Source organism: Rahnella aceris, from assembly GCF_011684115.1.
Classification (GTDB): Bacteria; Pseudomonadota; Gammaproteobacteria; order Enterobacterales; family Enterobacteriaceae; genus Rahnella; species Rahnella aceris.
Map to the genome: position 1 here is coordinate 2,062,142 of NZ_JAADJV010000001.1, position 19,964 is coordinate 2,082,105.

25 protein-coding genes are annotated in these 19,964 nt (G+C 48.4%); 13 read left to right on the forward strand and 12 right to left on the reverse strand.

Annotated elements, in window-relative coordinates:
* Positions 1-124 precede the first annotated feature (124 nt).
* Entirely contained in the window at positions 125-697 is a 573-nt protein-coding gene (gene mntP, locus GW591_RS09310; RefSeq protein ID WP_119261805.1) for a manganese efflux pump MntP, read from the forward strand.
* Here mntP and rlmA read toward each other — a convergent pair.
* Positions 689-1,510, reverse strand: a complete 822-nt coding sequence (gene rlmA / locus GW591_RS09315) for a 23S rRNA (guanine(745)-N(1))-methyltransferase (protein ID WP_112152148.1) — start codon at positions 1,508-1,510, stop codon at positions 689-691. The genes mntP and rlmA overlap by 9 nt on opposite strands.
* A gap of 147 nt (positions 1,511-1,657) precedes the next feature.
* Here rlmA and pgeF point away from each other — a divergent pair, with 147 nt between their 5' ends.
* Positions 1,658-2,359: a peptidoglycan editing factor PgeF gene (gene pgeF / locus GW591_RS09320; RefSeq protein WP_013576196.1), complete on the forward strand. Its 702-nt coding sequence runs from the start codon at positions 1,658-1,660 to the stop codon at positions 2,357-2,359.
* 59 nt (positions 2,360-2,418) lie between these two features.
* Here the strand turns inward: pgeF and cspE are convergent, their stop codons facing one another.
* The 3 genes from cspE to GW591_RS09335 all read right to left on the reverse strand — a co-directional run bounded on the left by cspE (position 2,419) and on the right by GW591_RS09335 (position 4,899).
* Positions 2,419-2,628 carry a transcription antiterminator/RNA stability regulator CspE gene (cspE, locus tag GW591_RS09325; protein WP_002221949.1) on the reverse strand — a complete coding sequence of 70 codons (210 nt, stop codon included), beginning with the start codon at positions 2,626-2,628 and terminating at the stop codon, positions 2,419-2,421.
* A gap of 41 nt (positions 2,629-2,669) precedes the next feature.
* Complete coding sequence (locus GW591_RS09330) at positions 2,670-2,786, reverse strand: DUF2627 domain-containing protein (protein ID WP_071823629.1); 117 nt, start codon at positions 2,784-2,786, stop codon at positions 2,670-2,672.
* A gap of 1,123 nt (positions 2,787-3,909) precedes the next feature.
* Complete coding sequence (locus GW591_RS09335) at positions 3,910-4,899, reverse strand: MBL fold metallo-hydrolase (RefSeq protein WP_013576197.1); 990 nt, start codon at positions 4,897-4,899, stop codon at positions 3,910-3,912.
* A 187-nt stretch (positions 4,900-5,086) separates the two neighbouring features.
* Here GW591_RS09335 and GW591_RS09340 point away from each other — a divergent pair, with 187 nt between their 5' ends.
* On the forward strand, positions 5,087-5,377 hold the full coding sequence (locus GW591_RS09340; RefSeq protein WP_013576198.1) for a hypothetical protein: 291 nt from the start codon (positions 5,087-5,089) through the stop codon (positions 5,375-5,377).
* A 60-nt stretch (positions 5,378-5,437) separates the two neighbouring features.
* Here the strand turns inward: GW591_RS09340 and GW591_RS09345 are convergent, their stop codons facing one another.
* The 4 genes from GW591_RS09345 to mgrB form a co-directional block, all read right to left on the reverse strand.
* Positions 5,438-5,674: a DUF4060 family protein gene (locus tag GW591_RS09345; protein ID WP_013576199.1), complete on the reverse strand. Its 237-nt coding sequence runs from the start codon at positions 5,672-5,674 to the stop codon at positions 5,438-5,440.
* 135 nt (positions 5,675-5,809) lie between these two features.
* On the reverse strand, positions 5,810-6,112 hold the full coding sequence (locus GW591_RS09350; RefSeq protein ID WP_013576200.1) for a phage protein NinX family protein: 303 nt from the start codon (positions 6,110-6,112) through the stop codon (positions 5,810-5,812).
* A 149-nt stretch (positions 6,113-6,261) separates the two neighbouring features.
* Positions 6,262-6,534: a YebO family protein gene (locus tag GW591_RS09355; RefSeq protein WP_013576201.1), complete on the reverse strand. Its 273-nt coding sequence runs from the start codon at positions 6,532-6,534 to the stop codon at positions 6,262-6,264.
* Positions 6,535-6,678: 144 nt separating this feature from the next.
* The gene (mgrB, locus tag GW591_RS24280) at positions 6,679-6,807 is read right to left on the reverse strand and encodes a PhoP/PhoQ regulator MgrB (protein ID WP_437127735.1); all 129 of its coding nucleotides are present in this window, start codon (positions 6,805-6,807) and stop codon (positions 6,679-6,681) included.
* A gap of 705 nt (positions 6,808-7,512) precedes the next feature.
* Here mgrB and GW591_RS09365 point away from each other — a divergent pair.
* Together GW591_RS09365 and GW591_RS09370 are read left to right on the forward strand one after the other, a co-directional pair.
* The gene (locus GW591_RS09365) at positions 7,513-10,206 is read left to right on the forward strand and encodes an autotransporter outer membrane beta-barrel domain-containing protein (protein WP_013576202.1); all 2,694 of its coding nucleotides are present in this window, start codon (positions 7,513-7,515) and stop codon (positions 10,204-10,206) included.
* Positions 10,207-10,389: 183 nt separating this feature from the next.
* Positions 10,390-10,626 carry a YobH family protein gene (locus tag GW591_RS09370; protein ID WP_013576203.1) on the forward strand — a complete coding sequence of 79 codons (237 nt, stop codon included), beginning with the start codon at positions 10,390-10,392 and terminating at the stop codon, positions 10,624-10,626.
* 63 nt (positions 10,627-10,689) lie between these two features.
* Here the strand turns inward: GW591_RS09370 and GW591_RS09375 are convergent, their stop codons facing one another.
* Positions 10,690-10,935 carry a DUF2766 family protein gene (locus GW591_RS09375; RefSeq protein WP_013576204.1) on the reverse strand — a complete coding sequence of 82 codons (246 nt, stop codon included), beginning with the start codon at positions 10,933-10,935 and terminating at the stop codon, positions 10,690-10,692.
* A gap of 201 nt (positions 10,936-11,136) precedes the next feature.
* On the opposite strand from GW591_RS09375, the gene GW591_RS09380 reads away from it, so the two are divergent.
* From GW591_RS09380 to GW591_RS09390, 3 genes are all read left to right on the forward strand, one after another.
* Entirely contained in the window at positions 11,137-11,328 is a 192-nt protein-coding gene (locus GW591_RS09380; protein ID WP_013576205.1) for a YdfD/YebW family protein, read from the forward strand.
* Positions 11,329-11,455: 127 nt separating this feature from the next.
* Entirely contained in the window at positions 11,456-13,096 is a 1,641-nt protein-coding gene (locus tag GW591_RS09385) for an ABC transporter substrate-binding protein (protein ID WP_013576206.1), read from the forward strand.
* 139 nt (positions 13,097-13,235) lie between these two features.
* Positions 13,236-13,451 carry a hypothetical protein gene (locus GW591_RS09390; protein WP_013576207.1) on the forward strand — a complete coding sequence of 72 codons (216 nt, stop codon included), beginning with the start codon at positions 13,236-13,238 and terminating at the stop codon, positions 13,449-13,451.
* A gap of 68 nt (positions 13,452-13,519) precedes the next feature.
* On the opposite strand, the gene GW591_RS09395 is transcribed toward GW591_RS09390, so the two are convergent.
* Positions 13,520-13,807 (reverse strand): hypothetical protein, encoded by a 288-nt coding sequence (locus GW591_RS09395; protein WP_013576208.1) that lies wholly within the window; start codon positions 13,805-13,807, stop codon positions 13,520-13,522.
* A gap of 333 nt (positions 13,808-14,140) precedes the next feature.
* Here GW591_RS09395 and GW591_RS09400 point away from each other — a divergent pair, with 333 nt between their 5' ends.
* Positions 14,141-14,338: a hypothetical protein gene (locus GW591_RS09400; RefSeq protein ID WP_225444919.1), complete on the forward strand. Its 198-nt coding sequence runs from the start codon at positions 14,141-14,143 to the stop codon at positions 14,336-14,338.
* Positions 14,339-14,490: 152 nt separating this feature from the next.
* Here the strand turns inward: GW591_RS09400 and GW591_RS09405 are convergent, their stop codons facing one another.
* Both GW591_RS09405 and icd read right to left on the reverse strand, forming a co-directional pair.
* The gene (locus tag GW591_RS09405) at positions 14,491-15,000 is read right to left on the reverse strand and encodes an anti-virulence regulator CigR family protein (RefSeq protein WP_013576209.1); all 510 of its coding nucleotides are present in this window, start codon (positions 14,998-15,000) and stop codon (positions 14,491-14,493) included.
* A 341-nt stretch (positions 15,001-15,341) separates the two neighbouring features.
* The gene (icd, locus tag GW591_RS09410; RefSeq protein ID WP_013576210.1) at positions 15,342-16,595 is read right to left on the reverse strand and encodes an NADP-dependent isocitrate dehydrogenase; all 1,254 of its coding nucleotides are present in this window, start codon (positions 16,593-16,595) and stop codon (positions 15,342-15,344) included.
* A gap of 132 nt (positions 16,596-16,727) precedes the next feature.
* Here icd and rluE point away from each other — a divergent pair, with 132 nt between their 5' ends.
* The 4 genes from rluE (at position 16,728) to hflD (ending at position 19,956) form a co-directional block, all read left to right on the forward strand.
* Positions 16,728-17,354: a 23S rRNA pseudouridine(2457) synthase RluE gene (gene rluE / locus GW591_RS09415; protein WP_121020071.1), complete on the forward strand. Its 627-nt coding sequence runs from the start codon at positions 16,728-16,730 to the stop codon at positions 17,352-17,354.
* Entirely contained in the window at positions 17,347-17,793 is a 447-nt protein-coding gene (locus GW591_RS09420) for an NUDIX hydrolase (protein WP_013576212.1), read from the forward strand. The genes rluE and GW591_RS09420 overlap by 8 nt, the downstream gene beginning before the upstream one ends.
* Before the next feature lie 236 nt (positions 17,794-18,029).
* Positions 18,030-19,139, forward strand: a complete 1,110-nt coding sequence (gene mnmA, locus GW591_RS09425; protein ID WP_013576213.1) for a tRNA 2-thiouridine(34) synthase MnmA — start codon at positions 18,030-18,032, stop codon at positions 19,137-19,139.
* 190 nt (positions 19,140-19,329) lie between these two features.
* Positions 19,330-19,956 carry a high frequency lysogenization protein HflD gene (gene hflD, locus GW591_RS09430; protein ID WP_013576214.1) on the forward strand — a complete coding sequence of 209 codons (627 nt, stop codon included), beginning with the start codon at positions 19,330-19,332 and terminating at the stop codon, positions 19,954-19,956.
* The last annotated feature ends 8 nt before the right edge of the window (positions 19,957-19,964 follow it).

A 19,964-nucleotide genomic window follows, 5' to 3' on the forward strand; every position in this document is an offset into this window, starting at 1 on the left:
AATACCTTGTCAATAATATTGTTATTCCCCAACATACGGCATTATTTAAAACCCCATTTTATTTGGTGTTGTCCCGAATAAAAATAGTGTGGTAAGGTTGCGCCGTTATTTGGGGGCTATTCTCGTGAACTTATCCGCTACGCTTATTCTTGCATTTGGCATGTCCATGGACGCCTTCGCCGCATCAATTGGCAAAGGCGCCAGCCTTCATCGTCCTTGCTTTCGCGAGGCCTTCCGCACGGGTTTTATTTTCGGTGTCATAGAAGCCATAACGCCACTGATTGGCTGGTATATGGGCTTATTTGCCAGCCAGTACATCATGCAGTGGAGCCAGTGGGTCGCGTTTACCCTGCTGTGTATTCTGGGCACACGCATGATCATCGAAGGGCTAAAAAATAAGCCGGAAGATAACCTGACAACGGCAACCCGTCACGGGTTCTGGATCCTGGCTGCAACGGCTATCGGCACCAGTCTGGATGCTCTGGCGATCGGCGTCGGTTTAGCTTTTCTTGAAGTGAACATCATCCTTACCGCGCTGCTCATCGGTATGGCGACCATGGTGATGTCAACGCTCGGGATAATGGTCGGGCGTTTTATCGGCCCGCTGTTAGGCAAATGGGCCGAAGTTTTAGGAGGTGCGGTTCTGATAGGAATTGGGTCGAGCATCCTGCTGGAGCATCTGGGTTATTTACGCTGACGCACGCTGATGTATCCTGATGAGGAAGTCTGTCTCGCATTCAAAGGCTGTCTGAGCCTTTAAGTTGGCCATCACTTCTTCTGTCGCACGCCATGCAAATGGCGTCATCTGCAATAAATCAAACGCCTGCTCTCCGGAAAGCATCATGTCATAGGCGAGCGCTTCCGTACTTATCCGGTCAAAACCTTCCAGCTGCTCATCGAGATCAGCATGCAGTTGTACATCCTGGTATATCAACCCTTTCAGCTGATATAAATGACGTGGTCCCGGTGCCACCGTAACCACCAGGCCGCCCGGTTTTATCGCCCGGTACAATTCCTGCGCCTTACAGGGTGCATAAATACGAATGACCGCATCCAGTGAACCCTCAGCAAAAGGTAAGCGATGGCTGGAAGCCACACAAAATGACACATCGCGATAACGTTTGGATGCATAACGGATGGCCACTTTCGAGACATCCAGCCCAAACACTTTCAGCGCACGTTTTTGTGTGAGCCTCTCAGCGAATGCGGCGGTGTAGTACCCTTCCCCGCAGCCAATATCCAGCAATGTGTCCGCCGTTTGCGCGATGACGTCGTCCAGAATATCTGTCAGACGGTCACGCAAAGGCTGGTAATGGCCTGCATCAAGAAAAGCACGACGCGATATCATCATTTCCGGGCTGTCACCCGGCTGCTTTGAGCGTTTGTGCTGTACGGGCATCAGATTGACATACCCCTCTTTCGCGTTATCAAACTGATGGTTGGCGGGACAACACCATTGCTGACCGGCCAGCGTAAGCGGCTGGAAACAAAGCGGGCACTGATAAGTCATGCGGAAAACCTGCAAGAAAAGTCTGAGGGGGCGAAAATTCGCAATAGTGTTAAGTCTAAAGAAGGTGCTCAGGGGTTGCAACTGCTGGAAAATCCCGCTCAAAGGCGGCTACACTGGTTGCATCACATTTCTCTAACGAGACACAAGATGAGTGACCACTCAGCTTTACTCAGTCAAATCCCCGGTATTGTGCATGGCTTCGGCGATAAACAGGCGTTGCTGCCTGAACATCTGCAAAGCTATGAAGCGACCTGTCCCGGAAAAAAACAGGTACACGGCACACGGATTGTCGATGTGACAGTCGCAGGCCAGGAATGCGGTGAGGCGGATGGCTTCATCACCGCTATGCCGGGCATTCTTCTTGCCGTTTTCACTGCAGACTGCTTACCGGTAATTTTCTGTCGCAAAGATGGCAGAGAAGTTGCGGCAGTGCACGCAGGCTGGCGCGGGCTGATTGACGGCATTCTGGAGCAAATGGCACAGCGGATTAATCAGTCGGGTGATACTTCTGACTGGTTTGTGTCTGTCGGCCCGTCCGCAGGAGCCTGCTGTTATGAAGTCAGTCAGGAACTGATTGATACTTTTCTGCAACGTCTCGATTTACCCCCTGCACTCATCTCACCAAGCCACCGCCATCTTGATCTGGTTGCCATTGCTGAAGCCAAATTGCGGGCGTTAGGATTTGCAGGCGTTGATCGCGCAGGCCGTTGCACGATTTGCTCGCCCGATGCAGCCGGAACCGGATTCAGGTACACGAGTTTTCGCCGTAACAGCCATCAGCGGGCGCAGGACCCGACACACCCGGGTATCAGCGGACGTAACCAGCAATCAGGGATCATGATCCTCTGAGCCTGAACGGCTGACACAAAAAAACCCGCCTTGGCGGGTTTTTTTACAGCTAACGCTGCTTAGATTGCAGTTACGTTAACTGCTGACGGGCCTTTCTGGCCGTCTTGGATTTCGAACTCTACGTTCTGGCCTTCAGCCAGAGTTTTGAAGCCGTTACCCTGGATTGCAGAGAAGTGTACGAACACATCTTTGCTGCCGTCAGCAGGAGTAATGAAACCGAAACCTTTAGACTCGTTGAACCACTTAACTTGACCTTTGATCTTTGCCATCTTGAGTATTTCCTTTGGATTGTTTAAACCGCCCAGCGGCGTTACATAGACAAACTAGAGTCGTTACTGCTTGAGGCACTAAGATTAGAATCGGCAGAGAAGCGGTATTCAACGTGAACGTCTTTACTCAGAACTTCTATACTGAAAATGCCACACATATACAGAACTGTACCTCGTTTTACCCAGATGCGTTATCACATACTCTGAATTCGATGGCAAGCCATTTTTAATCAGTGATGGACATGTCGCACATATTTGAGCCGGTTAAAGGCACTTCGTGTTCAGTTAAGCTGAAATATGTTGATAGACATGCTTTTTTCTGCTTTGCAGTTTTACCTGCATATCAAACAAAACAATAACGACCTGTTTCGATTATTGATCATTTAATGCAGAACCGTAAGCGTAAAACACACCTTTATTTGAATTTTTATTGCGGGAGCCAGCTAAAACTCTCCGCTTCTGTGCCCATTCGGCACCGCTTTACAGGCCTTACAGCGTGAGATCAGGTCCGGTGACAGCGCATCACACGGCGTTTGCGGCACTTGTGCAACAGAACGGGTATATGCACAACGTCAGTGCCTCCCAATATGACTGGTTATGCAATAATCAATTACGCCATAGACGGATAAAATGGTGCAAAACAAACAGTGAAAATCAATAAATGCACCTTAACTGTGCGCCTGTACTTCCTGCCTGATAATAGCCCAAACCCAACCGGCTTCAGGCAAAATGAATTCCAAATTACGACACCCGGTAATGACTATTTTTTATCGTGGTGATTTTGACAATATAATGAATTAAAGTTTGCGAGTTGGTTAAAACAACATAACAGTTTGCCTATACTCCCGGCCGCCTTATTCAAATACTAAATATCCATATGAAAAACTAATATTAATTACCGTGATCAAAATCCCATATCAGCTTTCTATTCATACTCAGATCACGCTAAAATCGTCTCATTACCTGCCAGAAGCCAACCACGATAGTCTGACAGACAACCCGCCTGCGTTGCAGGCAGGCGAAGCGCAGTTCAATGCCCTGTTTAGCAACAAAAAAATCCATTTTTTCTGACAAAAAGAAGTCTCTCCGCGCTTACAAAAAACATTCTGTTTTGATAAAGATGAATTGAGCAGGTAATTAATCTATCTGACCTAATAATTAACATTCACATAACACACACGAAGTGTAAGTGTTATAAAAAATGTCACCCAACTGATAATACTTCTCATTTCATAGGTGAAGTAGCTACTTATATATTCCCAATACCGGTGGAAATGATATTCAATCTTTAGAAATGCTTGCGCCAATTTTTAATGGTTTAAATTCCATTTCAGGCGATTCACTTTGACTTATGGCTTCCGCTAATTCAATCAGTGGCTGATCCAGTGATTCATCGGCTAATTCAAAAACCCCCCAATGAATGGGAACCGCCTTTTTACAACACAGCTCAGTAAACACAGCCACTGCCTGTTGCGGGTCCATATGTTGCGCACGCATGAACCATCTTGGTGCATAGGCGCCGACAGGAATTGCGGCTAAATCGAAAGGTCCCAGACGTTGTCCAATTATTTCAAACTGATTGCTGTACCCGCTGTCGCCGGAAAAAAAGAACCGCAAACCGGGATGGCTGACCACCCATCCACACCAGAGAGACCGGTTTCGATCCCATAATGTCCGCATACTCCAGTGGCGCGCCGGCACAGCTGAAAACTTCAGCTCACCAAACTGCTGCTCATCCCACCAGTCGAGTTCCTCGATGTATCGTGCCCCGCGCCGCTCCAGCCAACGCTTTATGCCCAAAGGCACCATAAATTGCACTTCCGGGAAACGTCGCAATAGCTTGCGGACCGTCGCGCTGTCGAGATGGTCATAATGATTGTGGGATAACAGAACAACATCAATCGGTGGAAGTTCTTCTACCGTAACAGCAACCGGCGTTTTTCGCTCAGGCCCGTAGAAACTGAATGGCGAAGCACGATGAGACAATGCAGGATCCATCAGGATATAGCGCCCGGCAACACGCAGCAATAAACAGGCATGTCCTAAAAACCATAAACGATCATCAGACCCGCTGAAGTCGGCAGCCTGCCACCACTGGCTGACAAAATGTTCGTAACCTTTCGCCGGAGGCGCAGGCAGGCGAAGTTCCTTGCGCTCTTTCCTCCAGCGCTTGAGATCACCCTCCTGCCGGTCATGGGGTTCGGCATTGGTAAAACCATCCGGTGTGTGATGTGTTTTTGACGGGTCGTAAAAGGGATTTTTACCTGACATAAGGCTCCATGAGATCACTATTTTATCGGCGGCAGCGTAAAACCATGAGGCAGATTAATTAGCATACTTATTGAGCGCACTACAGATCGAAAGTGAAAAATTATGTGGCAGTTCAGCCACTACGTGGGGTTAAGAAAATCTTAATAACTTCATGTTTAACTGATGATGTTCAAAAAGGAGATTATTTATGACCAGGAACACAACAAAAGACCGCAAAACCTTTGCGTCAAGGCTGACCCATATTATGCAGATCCAGGCACAATATGGACGTTTATGGCTGCGTTCCCGCTTTCGCCGGATGACCGTTCCGACCTCAGTAAAGATTTTCCTTCTCGCCCTGCTGGGGCTGACGGCGTTAGCCATCACCGGAACATTGCTGTTGATCCTCGATGTCATCGCACTGATGCTATCTGTTATGAAACGGCCTTTTCAGCGGGGTAACCTCCGGCAGCGTTATCTGATGAGAAAGCCTGTATAACGAAAAACCGTGGCGGATATCTCCGGCACGGTTTGAAGTTACAGGAATACTTCCCGATTATCAGGCAGGCATACCACAAAGTTTGGTGAGATTTCTGGCACCGATCATGAGGGTGGCAACATAGGATTGTCTGCGGGTCACAACTTCGACCGCAACACGCGCATCTTTATATTTGATGAGATAGGTGGAAGGCCAGCCCTGCCGGCGTTTGCCGTAGGCTTTTTCATGACTGTCGATAGCTGCATGAGCAACCACCAGATGGGAGAGAGTTTTATCACCTTTAATGATGCGCTTCATAATGGACTCCGCCTTAGACACAACTGTCAAAATGAGGAAACATTAATCACTTGATACGCATCGCTTTATGCGACGCTTATTCGAATCACTTCTTTGCAAAACTTTGTCACTATCTGAGTATCTCTGCGCTTTTGTTTATACGCAAGTCTTACTAAGCAGGAAACATACCATAGCGGCACGAAGGGGACGTTTGCTTTGCGCCTGCCATTGGCCTTGAGGACTGCTGATTTCAGCAAGCCAGAGAGGATTGCTTTGCAACTCTTTAAAATTAATGCTGATTTTGTTGGCGCAAATGATCGGCCACGCATCGGAGGGGTTGTTGCAATAATCTTTGCCTTTCATTCCGCCATAGGGATACCACTTCTCAGGTTCCTCTCCGGTCAGTAAGGCTATGTTGTGGTTCACTTCACTGTCGTTTTCTTCAGACCATTTGATCATCAGTTATTCCATCCTGCAGGGCACATGCGTGGAGACTACCGGAGGAATAAGACAGTTTTATGAAGGAAGATCAGAGAGGAAGAGAAGGAAAGATATGCACGCCGCGTATCAACGAAAAACCCGCCGGAAGGCGGGTTAACAAAACAACATTATCTTTCAGGAATAAAACCACGCAGGCTGAGCGCAGAGTCATCGTCTGCCTCAACAGAAGACACATTGCCCTTTGCCTGTGCAGCCAGAATTTTAAGTAATTCGGTCTGCTGGCGTTGCTGCTCAGCGATCTCCTGTAACAGAGCAATCTGTTCATTTGCCCTGACACTGGCACGGCTAACGAAAAACCATACCAACAGAAATAACAGTGCTGAAAGTGCACACAGCACCAATGAGGCCAGGCTGTTTTGGCCCATTGCGAAATCAAACATTGACTACCCTACCACTGAATGTTCAGAGCGTTCATCTTACCATCCCCGACAGGCCAGGGAAGCTATTCGCAAAAAAACAGGGTTTTCTTACTCCCCCGCAATCAGCGCAAGCATTGAGCAAAAAGTCATTCAGGCAGGCATCCGCTAAAAAGGAATGAATGAGGTGATGGCACATACGCCCAGATCAAAGTTGCCCCCCTGATCACAGTAACTGTTTAACGCCAGCAGATACAGGCCGATGCAGATGAGCAGAAAAAGAACGAACGTAATGATCCTTCGGACATTGAAAACAGGCTTTTTCAATTTAATGGCAGGTCTCTTTTGGTTTAAAAAGCGTCTATCAGGGCTCAAAGGCGACGTCCGGCATTTGACTGAACAGAAGGACATAGTACGACGAATATCCTAAACAACGATATAACGAAAGTACGGCTTTTACACGTGATACAACGTGTAATAATCACCTACGTAAATCAAACAATAAAATGTATAAACTTTATCTATAAATAGCAGGTAACGCTTGTTTGATCCTGGTCAAGCAAAGTAATGTTTACTCCGCTGCATTTCTGATAACTCTCATACAATAATTTCTATAAAATAGACATTTTAATAAAAACCATAACCCTATTTATTAAGAAAGGAACAGAACGTGAAATAATGCATTAATTCTCGCAAGGCTCATGACAGAAACCTGACTCCTGTTTCGGGTGCTGACAAGATAAGCGGGATTACGCCTTGCGTTATATCCACAAGGCCGGAAGAACACAAGCCTAATAGCAGTAAAATTATATAATGACTTTATAATTATTATTCAGAAACCGTTAAAGAAATTACTTTCATTATGGTTGCCAAATAAATCCAATAATATTACTCCCGCCGTCGAACAGTTCTTCTGTCTCTTCGGTTATATAAATGAAAGCATAGTGGCTGAATTAATTTCAGCTGATTCATGCTGACTATTTTTTGTTGAGGGATTAATAAATGCATGCATGGAATAAAAAGTTCTTCGTTTCTAAAATAGCGCTGGCCTGCGCTGTTGCAGTAACAGCACCTGCCGCAATATCAGCTGATATTTCTGGCACCGTATACGATACGTTCTATCATGACTCCACTCTGGCGGGTCATATCGGCTATCGTGGATATGTGGATAACGACGGCGCAGATAACGGTTACGTTGGCGGAGACATCTACTCTTCAATCAATAACGCTGTGGTTAACGGCGTTATTTCCACTCATTATCTCGGTTTTGATAGCAATAACAGCAACACGCTGAATATCACCAATACTACTGTCAACGGCATGATCACTTCTGAGTGCATGACGAGCGATTGCGGTACAACCCGTAATGAATATGATCAGTCACCTTTGCAGCTGACTATTGATAACTCCACCATTAACGATACTTACGAACACTTCGATTACGACGTTACTGATGCTAACAACGTTCGGGATCATGAAACCCTGAACACCTTTGACAAGGGCGTTGCGGTGACATTGGATCAGGAAAGTGACATCGTTATTAAAAATAACTCTCACGTCGCGGGCATTGCGCTGACGCAAGGCTACGAATGGGTTGATACTGACGTAAATAATGGCAATACTTTTGATAATACCCTGACAGTTAATGATTCCGTGCTGACTTCAGGTTCTTATACAGAATTGCAGACCAGCGGTTTCTACGGCCAGTCTGATAAGCCAAGCGATTACGGTAATATCAGCGCTGCCGGTACTCAGGCTGACGATATCGCGTTATCTGTTGTTGCCAGTGCCACCGCAGATAACGCAATGAAAACCCATGCCGTATTCAATAATTCAACCATTACCGGTGACGTCGCTTTTGTCAGCACCTTCGACGAGAACTATTACGTCGGCGGTCATGACAGCAATGCGGATGGCGTGCTGGATACCAATGGCTGGGATGATACAGACGAACTGAATCTGACGCTGGATAATGGCAGCAAATGGGTTGGCGCAGCTATCTCAAATGTTCAGATGGATTCAGCCCTCTATAACCGCAGCACCAACAGCATCTGGCCTTACTCTGTCTTCAGCAGTACCAATGGCTATCTGGTTGGCGATGACGTTTATCAAAGCGGATTGTTTAATGTCGCGCTAAACAACGGTTCCGAGTGGGACACCACCAAATCATCCAACATTGACGATCTGACTGTTAACAACCGGTCTCAGGTGAATGTTGTTGAATCTGCCCTGCTGGCAGATCACATCTCCCTCACCAATGCATCAACCCTGAAAATTGCCGCGCACGGCGGCGTTAAAACCGATGTGTTGAACCTGAACTCAGGCAGCCAGGCATCATTGACCGAAGAAACTGCGTCTCTCTACGCCAACACCATCATTGTGGGCAGCGGTTCTGAGCTGAACTTAGGTTTAGGTCAGGTTGATACACATAACATGGTTCTGACCGATAACGGTACTTTCGATATCGGTAGCCGTGAATATGTTCTCAACTCTGATTTGAACAACGCACGCGACAAAACTGCCGCTGACTATGTTTATGATCAGGGCACTATCGGCATTAACTCAGACGGTCATCTGGCCGTTAATGGCGTGACCAACGGTAATTATCAGGTACGCATCGATAACGCGACAGGTGAAGGCCAGGTTGCTGATTATCAGAATAAAGAGCTGATCCGCATCTACGGCGGCAATGCGACCTTTAACCATGCTAACACCGCTGATCTGGGTGCTTATAAATATCAGGCTGAGCAGTACGGCGATACTGTCGTGCTGGCAAAACAAGGCATTACCTCTACTGCAAATGCGGCCCTGAGCCTGCCTTCTTCCAATGCGGCAACATGGCATATGGAACAAGACACCTTAGAAAACCGCATGAATAGTTCGCGTCACACCCAGGGCAATGATAAAGGCGGTGTGTGGGTTAACTACTTCGGCGGTCAGCAAAACGGTGACAACGGCGTGATTGATTACGATCAGGACGTTAATGGCATCATGGTGGGTTTGGATAAAGTGACCGAAGGTGGCGGTGAACGCCAGTGGCTGGTCGGTATGGCGGCAAGTTTCGCAAAATCCAGCCTGTCTATGGATGATGCCGATGCGGATACTGACAGCCAGTCAGCACGCGTTTACTCAAGCCTGGACTTCAATAATGGCGCATTCTTCGATACTTCTCTGAGCTACAGCCACTTCAGCAACTCAACAGAAAGCACCATGAGCAACGGTCAGCAAGTATCAGGTGATAACTCGACTGATGCATGGGGCTTTGGTCTGAAACTGGGTTATGACTGGAAATTCGCTCCTCAGGCTTATTTGACACCATACGCAAGCATTACTGGCGTGTTTATCGGCGATGACGATTACAGCATGAGCAACAACATGCATGTCAGCGATCAGGCTTATGACAGCATGCGTTATGAGCTGGGTGGTAATCTGGGTTATACCTTCGACCTGGGTGCAGATCAGGCAATTAGCCCGTACGGCACACTGGCGTATGTGTATGAAGATGCTAACAACGATGCAAACATCAATGGCGACCGTATCGACAACGGCGTTGATGGTTCTGCTGTCCGCGTTGGTTTAGGCGGTCAGTTCGACATGAGCAAAAACTTCACCGTTTACGCAGGGGCTAACTACCTTGGCGGCAGCGATGTTGACCAGCCTTGGGCAGCAAACCTGGGTATGAAATACCGCTGGTAACTTGCCGGTCTGAATAACACTCTTCAGTAATTTTTTGGCCCCTTTTCAGGGGCCAATTTTTTTGGCATCTTCACGACTTTGCTGATTAGGATTCTGCTGCAGTGACATTTTCTGAAAAATAACTTCTACTATACTTATCAATATCCTGAATCGTTCAGGACGAGATGTTTAGGGAGTTACAGAATGGGAATAATTAAAACCGTTATCCTGCTGGCCGTCATTTACGCGATTTTTCTTTTTTCGGGTTATGGCGTGACGGTAGGCAGCAGTGAGAATGCCGCAGGACTGGGACTGAAATGCCAGTACTTAACCGCCAGAGGAATTGTAAGTTCGCAATATATTCACTCTGACAGTGGCGTCATCGGTGTTGCAAACTGCCCGATTTTCAAGCGGGTGGATGAAGTGGTCGACAACAAATAAAACAAATATTTTACCGCACTACATTATTGTCATGCCCGCGGATGCAGGCATGACAATTATTTATCAGCTGTCGTGCCTGGTAAATTTCAGCTCGATCAGTGAGATTGCTTTCTCGATAGCGCGCTTCGTCACAGGATCTGCACCGGCAGGATGCTTGCTGAAATCAATGCTTTTCAACTGATGAGACATCTTCTCGCGCACTTCTGCTGGCGCAATAATTTCAATCACATCCAGAATTTGTTTAATTACCAGCTGGCATGCAACCAGATCGGATTCGATTTCCTGTTCTCTGTTCAAAGACTCAGACATGAGCTGCTCCTTCCATAATGGTCATTCATAAAAATTATGGCCGCGAGGATATCACGCCCTTTCCTGAAATTCTCTTTTCTGCCACTTCACATTTTTTCGTCCGATAAAGACGGACAAATAAGCAGCAAACGCACCGCGTCGGATGTTGCCAGGGGCATAATGGTTCTATGCTTAACAGGATGACAAAAATGGAGATGCGCTATGTTCGCACTTGTTTTGACTATTTGTTATCTGGGCGGAGGATGTGAAGACTTAGTCGTTGATGCCTTTAATACTCAGAAACAATGCATGGTCGCGATGCATCAGCAAGGTTTACGCCAGGCTGGCTGTTACCCAATCGAAGATTTTATCGACGGCTACTGGATCCCTGCACATGAGAACGCTGACTACTGAACATTTGTGTCAGCATTCACACAGCGCGACAAAAAATGCCATAACGATTGCCAAAGTGTTCGAAGAACGGTATGAATACCCTGTTACTCATTGATATTTAACCATATTGACAGGGCAGGAAATGGCAATGACGATACGTAAAACTTATGGGTGCTTCAAAAAACTTCCTCTCGCACTCCTTTTCTCCGGCTCTTTCATGGCTTCTTTTGCTACCTACGCTGCGACCGTTCCCGCAGGTGTTGAACTGGCAGCCAAACAGGAAATTGTCCGCAACAACGGTAGCGAACCCGCGTCACTTGATCCGCACAAAGTGGAGAGCGACGTTGAATTCAATATCCTCAGCGATCTTTTTGCCGGACTGGTCACGGTAGATAACAAAGGCAATGCGCAACCTTCTCTGGCGGAGAGCTGGGAAACTAAAGATAACAAAACCTGGGTTTTCCATCTGCGCCCTGGAATCGTCTGGTCTGATGGTTCGCCCATCACCGCGCAGGATGTCATTTTCAGCTGGCAACGCCTTATAGACCCGAAAACGGCTTCACCTTATGAAACCTATCTTAGCAGTATGCATGTAATGAACGCCGGCGACATCATCAACGGCAAAAAGCCTGCTGAGCAACTGGGCATCAAAGCGCTGGATAAGCAGACGCTGGAAATTACCCTGGATCAACCGCTTTCCTATTTCCTTGGTATGCTGGCACACCCTTCTCTCTCCCCGATCAGTCAGGCAGATGTGGAGAAATACGGCGATAAGTGGACTCAGCCAGGCAATCTGATCAGCAGCGGTCCGTTTAAGCTTGATACATGGACGGTTAACGAACGCATCACGGCTGTCCGTAACCCGAACTACTGGGATAACGCACATACTGTCATCAACAAAGTCACTTATTTACCGATCGCTTCGGGGACTGCGGACGTTAACCGCTATAAAGCCGGTGAAATCGACATTACTTATACCGTCCCTTCCCCGCTGTTTGCATCGCTGAAAAAAGAGCTGGGTTCGCAAGTCCATGTCAGCCCTTATCTGGCCGTTTATTACTATGCAATGAACACGCAGAAGCCACCGTTTAACGATGTTCGCGTGCGTAAAGCGCTGAATCTGGCGATTGATAAGTCAATCATTGCCGATAGAGTCATGGGTCAGGGACAAACGCCAGCCTGGCATCTTTCTCCGGATAACACCGGCGGTTTTACTTTCGCCAAACCTAAAGAGGCCAGCCTGACACAGGAACAGCGTAACGAAGAAGCTAAAAAGTTGCTGACAGAAGCAGGTTTCGGTCCGAACCATCCGCTGAAATTCAACCTGCTGTATAACACTTCTGAAGCGCATCAGCGCATTGCGATTGCCGCCGCATCAATGTGGAAAAAGAATCTGGGCGTCGATGCTGTTTTACAGAATCAGGAATGGAAAACCATGCTGGATACCATGCATCAGGGCACATATGAAGTGGTGCGTTATGCGTGGATTGCAGACTATAACGAGCCGTCCACTTTTCTGAATACCCTGCGCACGGGTAACAGCGAGAACACGCCAAAATTCAGCAATGCCGCCTACGATAAGGCACTGGATGATGCGTTAAAAGCCACGGACAAAGCGGATGTGGGCAAAGCCTATCAGCAGGCGGAACAGGTGTTAACCGAGCAGTCGCCGGTCATTCCTTTGTATCACTACGTCAGCGCCCGTCTGGTCAAACCGTATGTGGGTGGTTTCAACGACAGCCTGCTCAATTACATTTATACCAAAGATTTGTATGTAATTAAGCATTAAGCTGCCTTCCTCTCCTTGCGGCGTGACTGCCTGAGGAGAGGCTTTTCAAATGCTACGCACCGCCCTTCTTCCTCTAACCCACTTGCCACGCGCCGCCCAGATGATAGATTGTACGTAAATCACACAAACGGGAGCCGTTATGAAATTCTCGGAAAGTGAGATCCAACCGCTCTGGGATGAAGTCGCGCGTATTATCGGTGATGGTGTCATTAAGATGCGCCACAGAGGAGAACCTCTGAGTGCCGATGCGCTGATTAATTATCTCGACGAGCAACTGGCCTGCGCGACGGGGGTCCAGCGCCGTATTATGCTGGGTGCAGCGATTAATATGCTCAAAGCCGACCGGCGTTGCTGATTGTGCGACACAACAAAACCTCGCAGCCTTTTCAGGCAACGAGTTACTTATCAATGATCCGTCAGTCGCTACTTAGATTGTGCCGCACGTCCCTGCGCAAATAAGAAAATGCGCTGGGTGATATCATCAGCGCCCAGAATATTCCCTTTCTGCTCCAGATTAGCTCTGGCATATGCCACATCATGAGCCTGATCGACCATGCTGATCACCCGGTCACGGGTTGGTTTATCCAGTATTCCCAGTAATGTTGTTAAAATCGCCTGATAAGCATTTGAAGCATAAGTCAGTTGTCTTTCACGTTGTTCCAGCGCGTCAATGCGAACCATCAGGGCCTGCAATTGCTCTTGATGCGTCATAGCAGCATCCTTCTTCACGGGTGGAAAATAACCGGAGACAGCGGAGAAAGCAGACCTCCGCCGGTTACTGAATATAAGTTTAGCAGACTTAAAAAAAGTGCAGTCCCTCGCCTTCTATATATAAAGTAAACCTTTGGTCAATGAGCCGTTAACTGCCTCGGCAGATGTAACCGGGATAAGCCACTCATGGCCGTCGGCAACCAGTTTCTCTTATCTGAGAAGTAACAGCAGCAGTACCTGCTTACAGATAGCAAAATGACAAACCGGGGCTGTTATGACATTTTCTGCCACAGCACTATGTGTTCATTTGGGAGAATTCAGTTGAAAAAAACGATGTTGAGTGCAGCCATTTTCAGCATGATGTTAGTGAGTTCATTTGCTCAGGCAGAAGGATGTCTCAAAGGGGCTGTGGCGGGGGGTATAGTCGGTCATCTGAAACATCACGCTGTTCTCGGCGCGGTGGCAGGATGCGCTATTGGGCATCATCTCGCAGCACAAGCTAAAAAACAGCAGGTCGCGACCGCTAAATAAACAGCATCAGGGCCGCAGAATCCCCTGATGAAATAAGTTTCTGGTTATTCCTGAGCAGCGACCTTTTTCGGGATACCATTAATCGTCATCTTCATATTAGTTCAAATAAAAAGCCTCGCTAATGCGAGGCTTAAAAGAATGCTATGTCATTTTTAATCAAATACGCCATTGATAATCGTAGTGACAATTGCAGTACTCAGGGCAATGAGAACTAAATCATCCCCCACAGCTCGCCATTCATAACCAGGATAATACGGCAACTCGTTCAGCATTGAGGCCGGAACAGCTTTCCTGGCAATGCCCGGAGGCAATGGTTTGCCACGCATTAAATTTTTTGCGATTCCTGGTGGTAGAGCCTGATATCCGGTTAATCCATAGTTAACTGCGAGTGAACGGGCACGTGAGAAGCTTATATCTGACGAGACATGGTCTGGCTTACCATAATTTTTGCGATTCCCGGAGTGCTCAGATGATTTACCATTTCCCTGACCTTTATTGGCGTGGCCGTTGCCGTTGCCATTGCTATTGCCATTGCTATTACCGTTGCTATTGCCGTTACCATTACTATTCCCATTCCCGGGATTAGCAAAAACGGGCGCTGACAGCACTGTCAGAGAAATAACCGCCGCCAGAGCAATCTGGAGTGTGCGACGCTTAAACATGATGGTTGTTCCTTGAGGTGAATGACACTTTTTAAATCTATGTGAGAAAACGCCCTTTCACAATCTCATGTATTCCTATTTTATATTTTTAAGACGATGTAAAGCTTAATAACGCTGTTCTCATTATTTATCAGGATCATCGCCCAAATTATTAATCAAATAGCTCTCATGTTTTCACGGACAAAGACTGCAGGAAAGGTTTGTGGTTCTGACTATTTAAATCAGGCGTTTTCAGTCTGGGTTTGCAGAAGATTTTACAGGGATTTTGCAGAAGAATTTTTGAAGGGATGAAAAACAAAGGGGGCGCGATGCCCCCGATGTCGATTTCAACAATTTCGCAATTACATATTTGCGATCATGTCGTCGGCAAACTCGCTACATTTGCGCAGCTTAGCGCCTTCCATCAGACGTTCGAAATCGTAAGTCACAGTTTTGGCAGCGATTGCGCCTTCCATGCCTTTCACGATCAGGTCTGCGGCTTCGAACCATTCCATATGACGCAGCATCATTTCTGCGGACAGAATGATTGAACCCGGGTTCACTTTGTCCTGACCGGCATATTTCGGTGCAGTGCCGTGAGTGGCCTCGAACAGTGCACAATCAGAACCGATGTTTGCGCCCGGTGCGATACCAATGCCGCCAACCTGCGCCGCCAGAGCGTCAGAAATGTAGTCACCGTTGAGGTTCATACAGGCGATAACGTCGTATTCAGCAGGACGCAGCAGGATTTGTTGCAGGAATGCATCCGCAATCACGTCTTTAATGATGATGTCTTTGCCGTTATTCGGGTTCTTGATTTTCACCCACGGGCCACCGTCGATCAGCTCACCGCCGAACTCTTCGCGCGCCAGTTGGTAGCCCCAATCCTTGAAGGCACCTTCGGTGAACTTCATGATGTTGCCTTTATGAACCAGCGTCAGTGAATCACGGTCATTGGTGATGGTGTATTCAATCGCCGCACGAACCAGACGTTTGGTGCCTTCTTCGGAGCAAGGTTTGATACCAATACCGCATTCTTGTGGGAAACGGATTTTCTTCACGCCCATTTCTTCTTGCAGGAACTTGATCACTTTATCAGCTTCAGCAGAACCGGCTTTCCACTCGATACCTGCGTAGATATCTTCAGAGTTCTCGCGGAAGATCACCATGTCGGTATCTTCAGGACGTTTCACCGGGCTGGGTGTGCCGGTGTAATAACGTACCGGACGCAGACAGATGTACAGGTCGAGTTGCTGGCGAAGTGCCACGTTCAGGGAGCGAATGCCGCCGCCAACTGGAGTTGTCAGTGGGCCTTTGATAGCAACACGGTAATCACGGATCAGATCGAGGGTTTCTTCTGGCAACCAGACATCTTTGCCGTACAGTTCTACGGATTTTTCGCCGGTGTAGATTTCCATCCAGGAGATTTTACGCTCACCTTTGTAGGCTTTCTGAACAGCCGCATCAACGACTTTGATCATGGCAGGCGTCACATCAACACCGATGCCATCACCTTCGATAAATGGGATAACAGGATTATTAGGAATGACCAGTTTACCCTGAGCGTCTACTGTAATCTTTTTACCTTCAGCCGGAACAACTACTTTGCTTTCCATTAACCTCTCCTTCGAGCGCATTTTTGTTAAAAATTTGTAAGATGCCGGTCGATATTACTCGAATATTTCTCGCTAGCCAATCCGAAACATTTTTCAAGTATAATGCGCTAATTCTCTCTAACTTCAATGCCTATGAACCCGCTATCTTTTAAAAATCACAACGTTAAACGTTTCAGCAAAAGGCCGTCTAAAGCACAATCTGCCCCAAAAGGGCCAGTAAAGGTGATTCTTTTCAATAAACCGTTTGATGTGCTGCCACAATTCACTGATGAGGCGGGTCGTGCGACACTTAAAGATTACATTCCATTAACAGATATTTATGCCGCAGGCCGTCTGGATCGGGACAGCGAAGGTTTACTGGTGTTGACCAACGATGGCAAACTGCAGGCTGCGCTGACCCAACCCGGCAAGCGCACCGGTAAGATTTACTATGTCCAGGTCGAGGGCGAACCGGATGACGCCGCAGTGAAATCATTGCGTGAAGGCATCACGTTGAAAGACGGCCCGACGCTGCCCGCAGGTGCAGAGATTGTGCCAGAGCCGGAATGGCTATGGTCGCGCAATCCGCCGATCCGCGAACGTAAATCTATCCCGACAGCGTGGTTAAAAATCACGTTATACGAGGGAAGAAACCGTCAGGTGCGCCGCATGACGGCTCATGTCGGTTTCCCGACATTGCGTCTGATCCGTTACAGCATGGGCGAGTTTACTCTCGGCGATTTACAACCCGGCCAATGGAAGGAAATTCCACATGTTTAAACCGCACGTTACTGTCGCCTGCATCGTTCAGGCACAGGGAAAGTTTCTGGTTGTCGAAGAAACCATTCACGGCAAAGTCACCTGGAATCAACCTGCCGGACATCTTGAAGCCAATGAGACCTTAGTCAGCGCCGCAAAACGCGAGCTGTATGAGGAAACCGGCATCCACGCCGAGCCGCAGTTTTTCCTGGGTTTACATCAGTGGCAGGCGCCGGACGATACGCCGTTCCTGCGTTTCGCTTTCGTGATTGATTTGCCTGAAATGCTGGAAACTGCGCCGCAGGACGATGATATCGACCAGTGCCGTTGGGTCAGCGCCGAAGAAATTATCGGCTCTGCGCAATTGCGCTCGCCGCTGGTGGCCGAAAGCATTCGCTGTTATCAGCAATCGCCGCGCTATCCTCTGGAAATCCTGCATAATTTCAACCTGCCGGAATAACACCCTCCCCCGGTTGTTGCCACGCGGTGAATCAGCGATGCAGCAACCGGCCCGACGTGATAAAATTTTGCGCTTCACGATTTACCTCGTGTAAAGCAGTACCTCTCTGTTCGGGTTTCTGTGGTGTTCGGGTTTTCTGTGAACTATGAGTTGCGCGCGGCCTTCATCCTCGTGGGACAAGCTTCAGAAAAACACCGTCAGTACCGGGCAATTAATTCATGCGTTTCGGGACTATTATGTCTGACAACAGCCAGAAAAAAGTGATCGTCGGGATGTCCGGCGGTGTCGATTCCTCTGTCTCTGCGTACCTTTTGCAACAGCAGGGTTACCAGGTCGAGGGCCTCTTCATGAAAAATTGGGAAGAGGATGATGACGAAGAATATTGCACAGCAGCCACCGACCTTGCGGATGCGCAAGCCGTGTGTGACAAGCTGGGTATCGAACTGCACACCGTGAATTTCGCGGCGGAATATTGGGACAACGTGTTCGAATTATTCCTTGAGGAATACAAAGCCGGACGCACGCCAAACCCGGATATCCTGTGCAACAAAGAGATCAAATTCAAAGCCTTCCTGGAATTTGCGGCTGAAGACCTGGGCGCGGATTATATCGCGACCGGTCACTACGTTCGCCGCCAGGATATCAATGGCGTCAGCCATTTGCTGCGGGGCATTGATGGCAATAAAGACCAGAGCTATTTCCTCTACACGCTCGGTCACGAACAGGTCGCACAAAGCCTGTTCCCGGTCGGTGAGCTGGAAAAACCGGAAGTTCGCCGCATCGCCGAAGAACTGGATTTGATCACCGCGAAGAAAAAAGACTCTACCGGCATCTGCTTTATTGGTGAGCGTAAATTCCGTGATTTCCTGGGCCGCTATTTACCGGCGCAACCGGGCGTGATCAAAAGCGTTGACGGTCAGGTGATGGGACAACATCAGGGTCTGATGTATCACACACTCGGTCAGCGTAAAGGTCTGGGCATCGGCGGGCAGAAAGACGGCAGCGAAGAACCGTGGTACACCGTCGAGAAGGATGTGGAAAACAACATTCTTTACGTCGCACAGGGCCACGAGCATCCGCGCCTGATGAATGTCGGTCTGATTGCTCAACAGTTGCACTGGGTGGATCGCAAAACGCTGACCGGCCCGCTCACCTGTACCGTGAAAACCCGTTACCGCCAGGAAGATATCCCGTGCGTAGTGACACCGCTCGGTGACGACCGCATCGAGGTGCGTTTCGATGCACCCGTTGCCGCCGTCACGCCGGGTCAGTCAGCGGTGTTTTATCTCGGGGAAGTGTGCCTCGGCGGGGGCGTAATTGAACAGCGTCTGCCGCTTCAGGCCTGATATCGGGTCAATATGTGATTGAATAAGGGACGCTTTCGGGCGTCCCGCTTTATTTCTGCCCGACTGTGACGCCCTGCACTGATTCCGAACTGTGTTTAGGGGCAGTTTTATGGCATGATCTGTCGCCATGAATTTGGGCTATTTCATTGTCACTGCGTCTCATCGTTTCAAAACGCTTACAGGAGTAAACGTGGCTAAAAATTATTACGACATTACGCTGGCTTTGGCGGGGATCTGTCAGGCAGCACGCCTGGTTCAGCAACTGGCACATGAAGGCCAATGCTCACAGCAAGAAATGTCAGTGTCACTGCGCAGCCTGCTGGAGATGAATCCGGCCTCGACGCTGGCAGTTTACGGTAATAATGAAGCCAATTTGAAGATGGGGCTTGAGACGCTGCTGGGCGTGCTGAACGCTAACCGCCAGGGACCGGGCGCTGAGTTAACGCGTTATGCGTTAAGCCTGATGGTGCTGGAGCGCAAGCTGTACGCCAACAAAGCCGCCATGAATCAGCTCGGTGAACGTATCGACCAGCTCGACCGTCAACTCGCGCATTTCGAACTGGAATCTGAAACGATGATCAGCTCTCTGGCCTCGATTTATGTCGACGTAGTCAGCCCGGCCGGTCCGCGTATTCAGGTGACCGGTTCACCGGCAATTTTGCAAAATTCGCAAGTGCAGGCAAAGGTCCGCGCCATTTTACTGGCCGGGATCCGCTCCGCGGTGCTGTGGCACCAGGTCGGCGGTGGCCGCCTGCAACTGATGTTTTCCCGTAATCGCTTGTTTGAACAGGCGAAGAATATTCTCGCTCATTGTTAATAAGATCC

Bases quoted from the DNA above. Each gene is read 5' to 3' on its own strand.
- rlmA (WP_112152148.1), bottom strand. From the start codon at position 1,510: ATGACTTATCAGTGCCCGCTTTGTTTCCAGCCGCTTACGCTGGCCGGT.
- pgeF (WP_013576196.1), top strand. From the start codon at position 1,658: ATGAGTGACCACTCAGCTTTACTCAGTCAAATCCCCGGTATTGTGCAT.
- cspE (WP_002221949.1), bottom strand. From the start codon at position 2,628: ATGGCAAAGATCAAAGGTCAAGTTAAGTGGTTCAACGAGTCTAAAGGT.
- GW591_RS09330 (WP_071823629.1), bottom strand. From the start codon at position 2,786: ATGTGTGGCATTTTCAGTATAGAAGTTCTGAGTAAAGACGTTCACGTT.
- GW591_RS09335 (WP_013576197.1), bottom strand. From the start codon at position 4,899: ATGTCAGGTAAAAATCCCTTTTACGACCCGTCAAAAACACATCACACA.
- GW591_RS09340 (WP_013576198.1), top strand. From the start codon at position 5,087: ATGACCAGGAACACAACAAAAGACCGCAAAACCTTTGCGTCAAGGCTG.
- GW591_RS09345 (WP_013576199.1), bottom strand. From the start codon at position 5,674: ATGAAGCGCATCATTAAAGGTGATAAAACTCTCTCCCATCTGGTGGTT.
- GW591_RS09350 (WP_013576200.1), bottom strand. From the start codon at position 6,112: ATGATCAAATGGTCTGAAGAAAACGACAGTGAAGTGAACCACAACATA.
- GW591_RS09355 (WP_013576201.1), bottom strand. From the start codon at position 6,534: ATGTTTGATTTCGCAATGGGCCAAAACAGCCTGGCCTCATTGGTGCTG.
- GW591_RS09365 (WP_013576202.1), top strand. From the start codon at position 7,513: ATGCATGCATGGAATAAAAAGTTCTTCGTTTCTAAAATAGCGCTGGCC.
- GW591_RS09370 (WP_013576203.1), top strand. From the start codon at position 10,390: ATGGGAATAATTAAAACCGTTATCCTGCTGGCCGTCATTTACGCGATT.
- GW591_RS09375 (WP_013576204.1), bottom strand. From the start codon at position 10,935: ATGTCTGAGTCTTTGAACAGAGAACAGGAAATCGAATCCGATCTGGTT.
- GW591_RS09380 (WP_013576205.1), top strand. From the start codon at position 11,137: ATGTTCGCACTTGTTTTGACTATTTGTTATCTGGGCGGAGGATGTGAA.
- GW591_RS09385 (WP_013576206.1), top strand. From the start codon at position 11,456: ATGACGATACGTAAAACTTATGGGTGCTTCAAAAAACTTCCTCTCGCA.
- GW591_RS09390 (WP_013576207.1), top strand. From the start codon at position 13,236: ATGAAATTCTCGGAAAGTGAGATCCAACCGCTCTGGGATGAAGTCGCG.
- GW591_RS09395 (WP_013576208.1), bottom strand. From the start codon at position 13,807: ATGACGCATCAAGAGCAATTGCAGGCCCTGATGGTTCGCATTGACGCG.
- GW591_RS09400 (WP_225444919.1), top strand. From the start codon at position 14,141: ATGTTGAGTGCAGCCATTTTCAGCATGATGTTAGTGAGTTCATTTGCT.
- GW591_RS09405 (WP_013576209.1), bottom strand. From the start codon at position 15,000: ATGTTTAAGCGTCGCACACTCCAGATTGCTCTGGCGGCGGTTATTTCT.
- icd (WP_013576210.1), bottom strand. From the start codon at position 16,595: ATGGAAAGCAAAGTAGTTGTTCCGGCTGAAGGTAAAAAGATTACAGTA.
- rluE (WP_121020071.1), top strand. From the start codon at position 16,728: ATGAACCCGCTATCTTTTAAAAATCACAACGTTAAACGTTTCAGCAAA.
- GW591_RS09420 (WP_013576212.1), top strand. From the start codon at position 17,347: ATGTTTAAACCGCACGTTACTGTCGCCTGCATCGTTCAGGCACAGGGA.
- mnmA (WP_013576213.1), top strand. From the start codon at position 18,030: ATGTCTGACAACAGCCAGAAAAAAGTGATCGTCGGGATGTCCGGCGGT.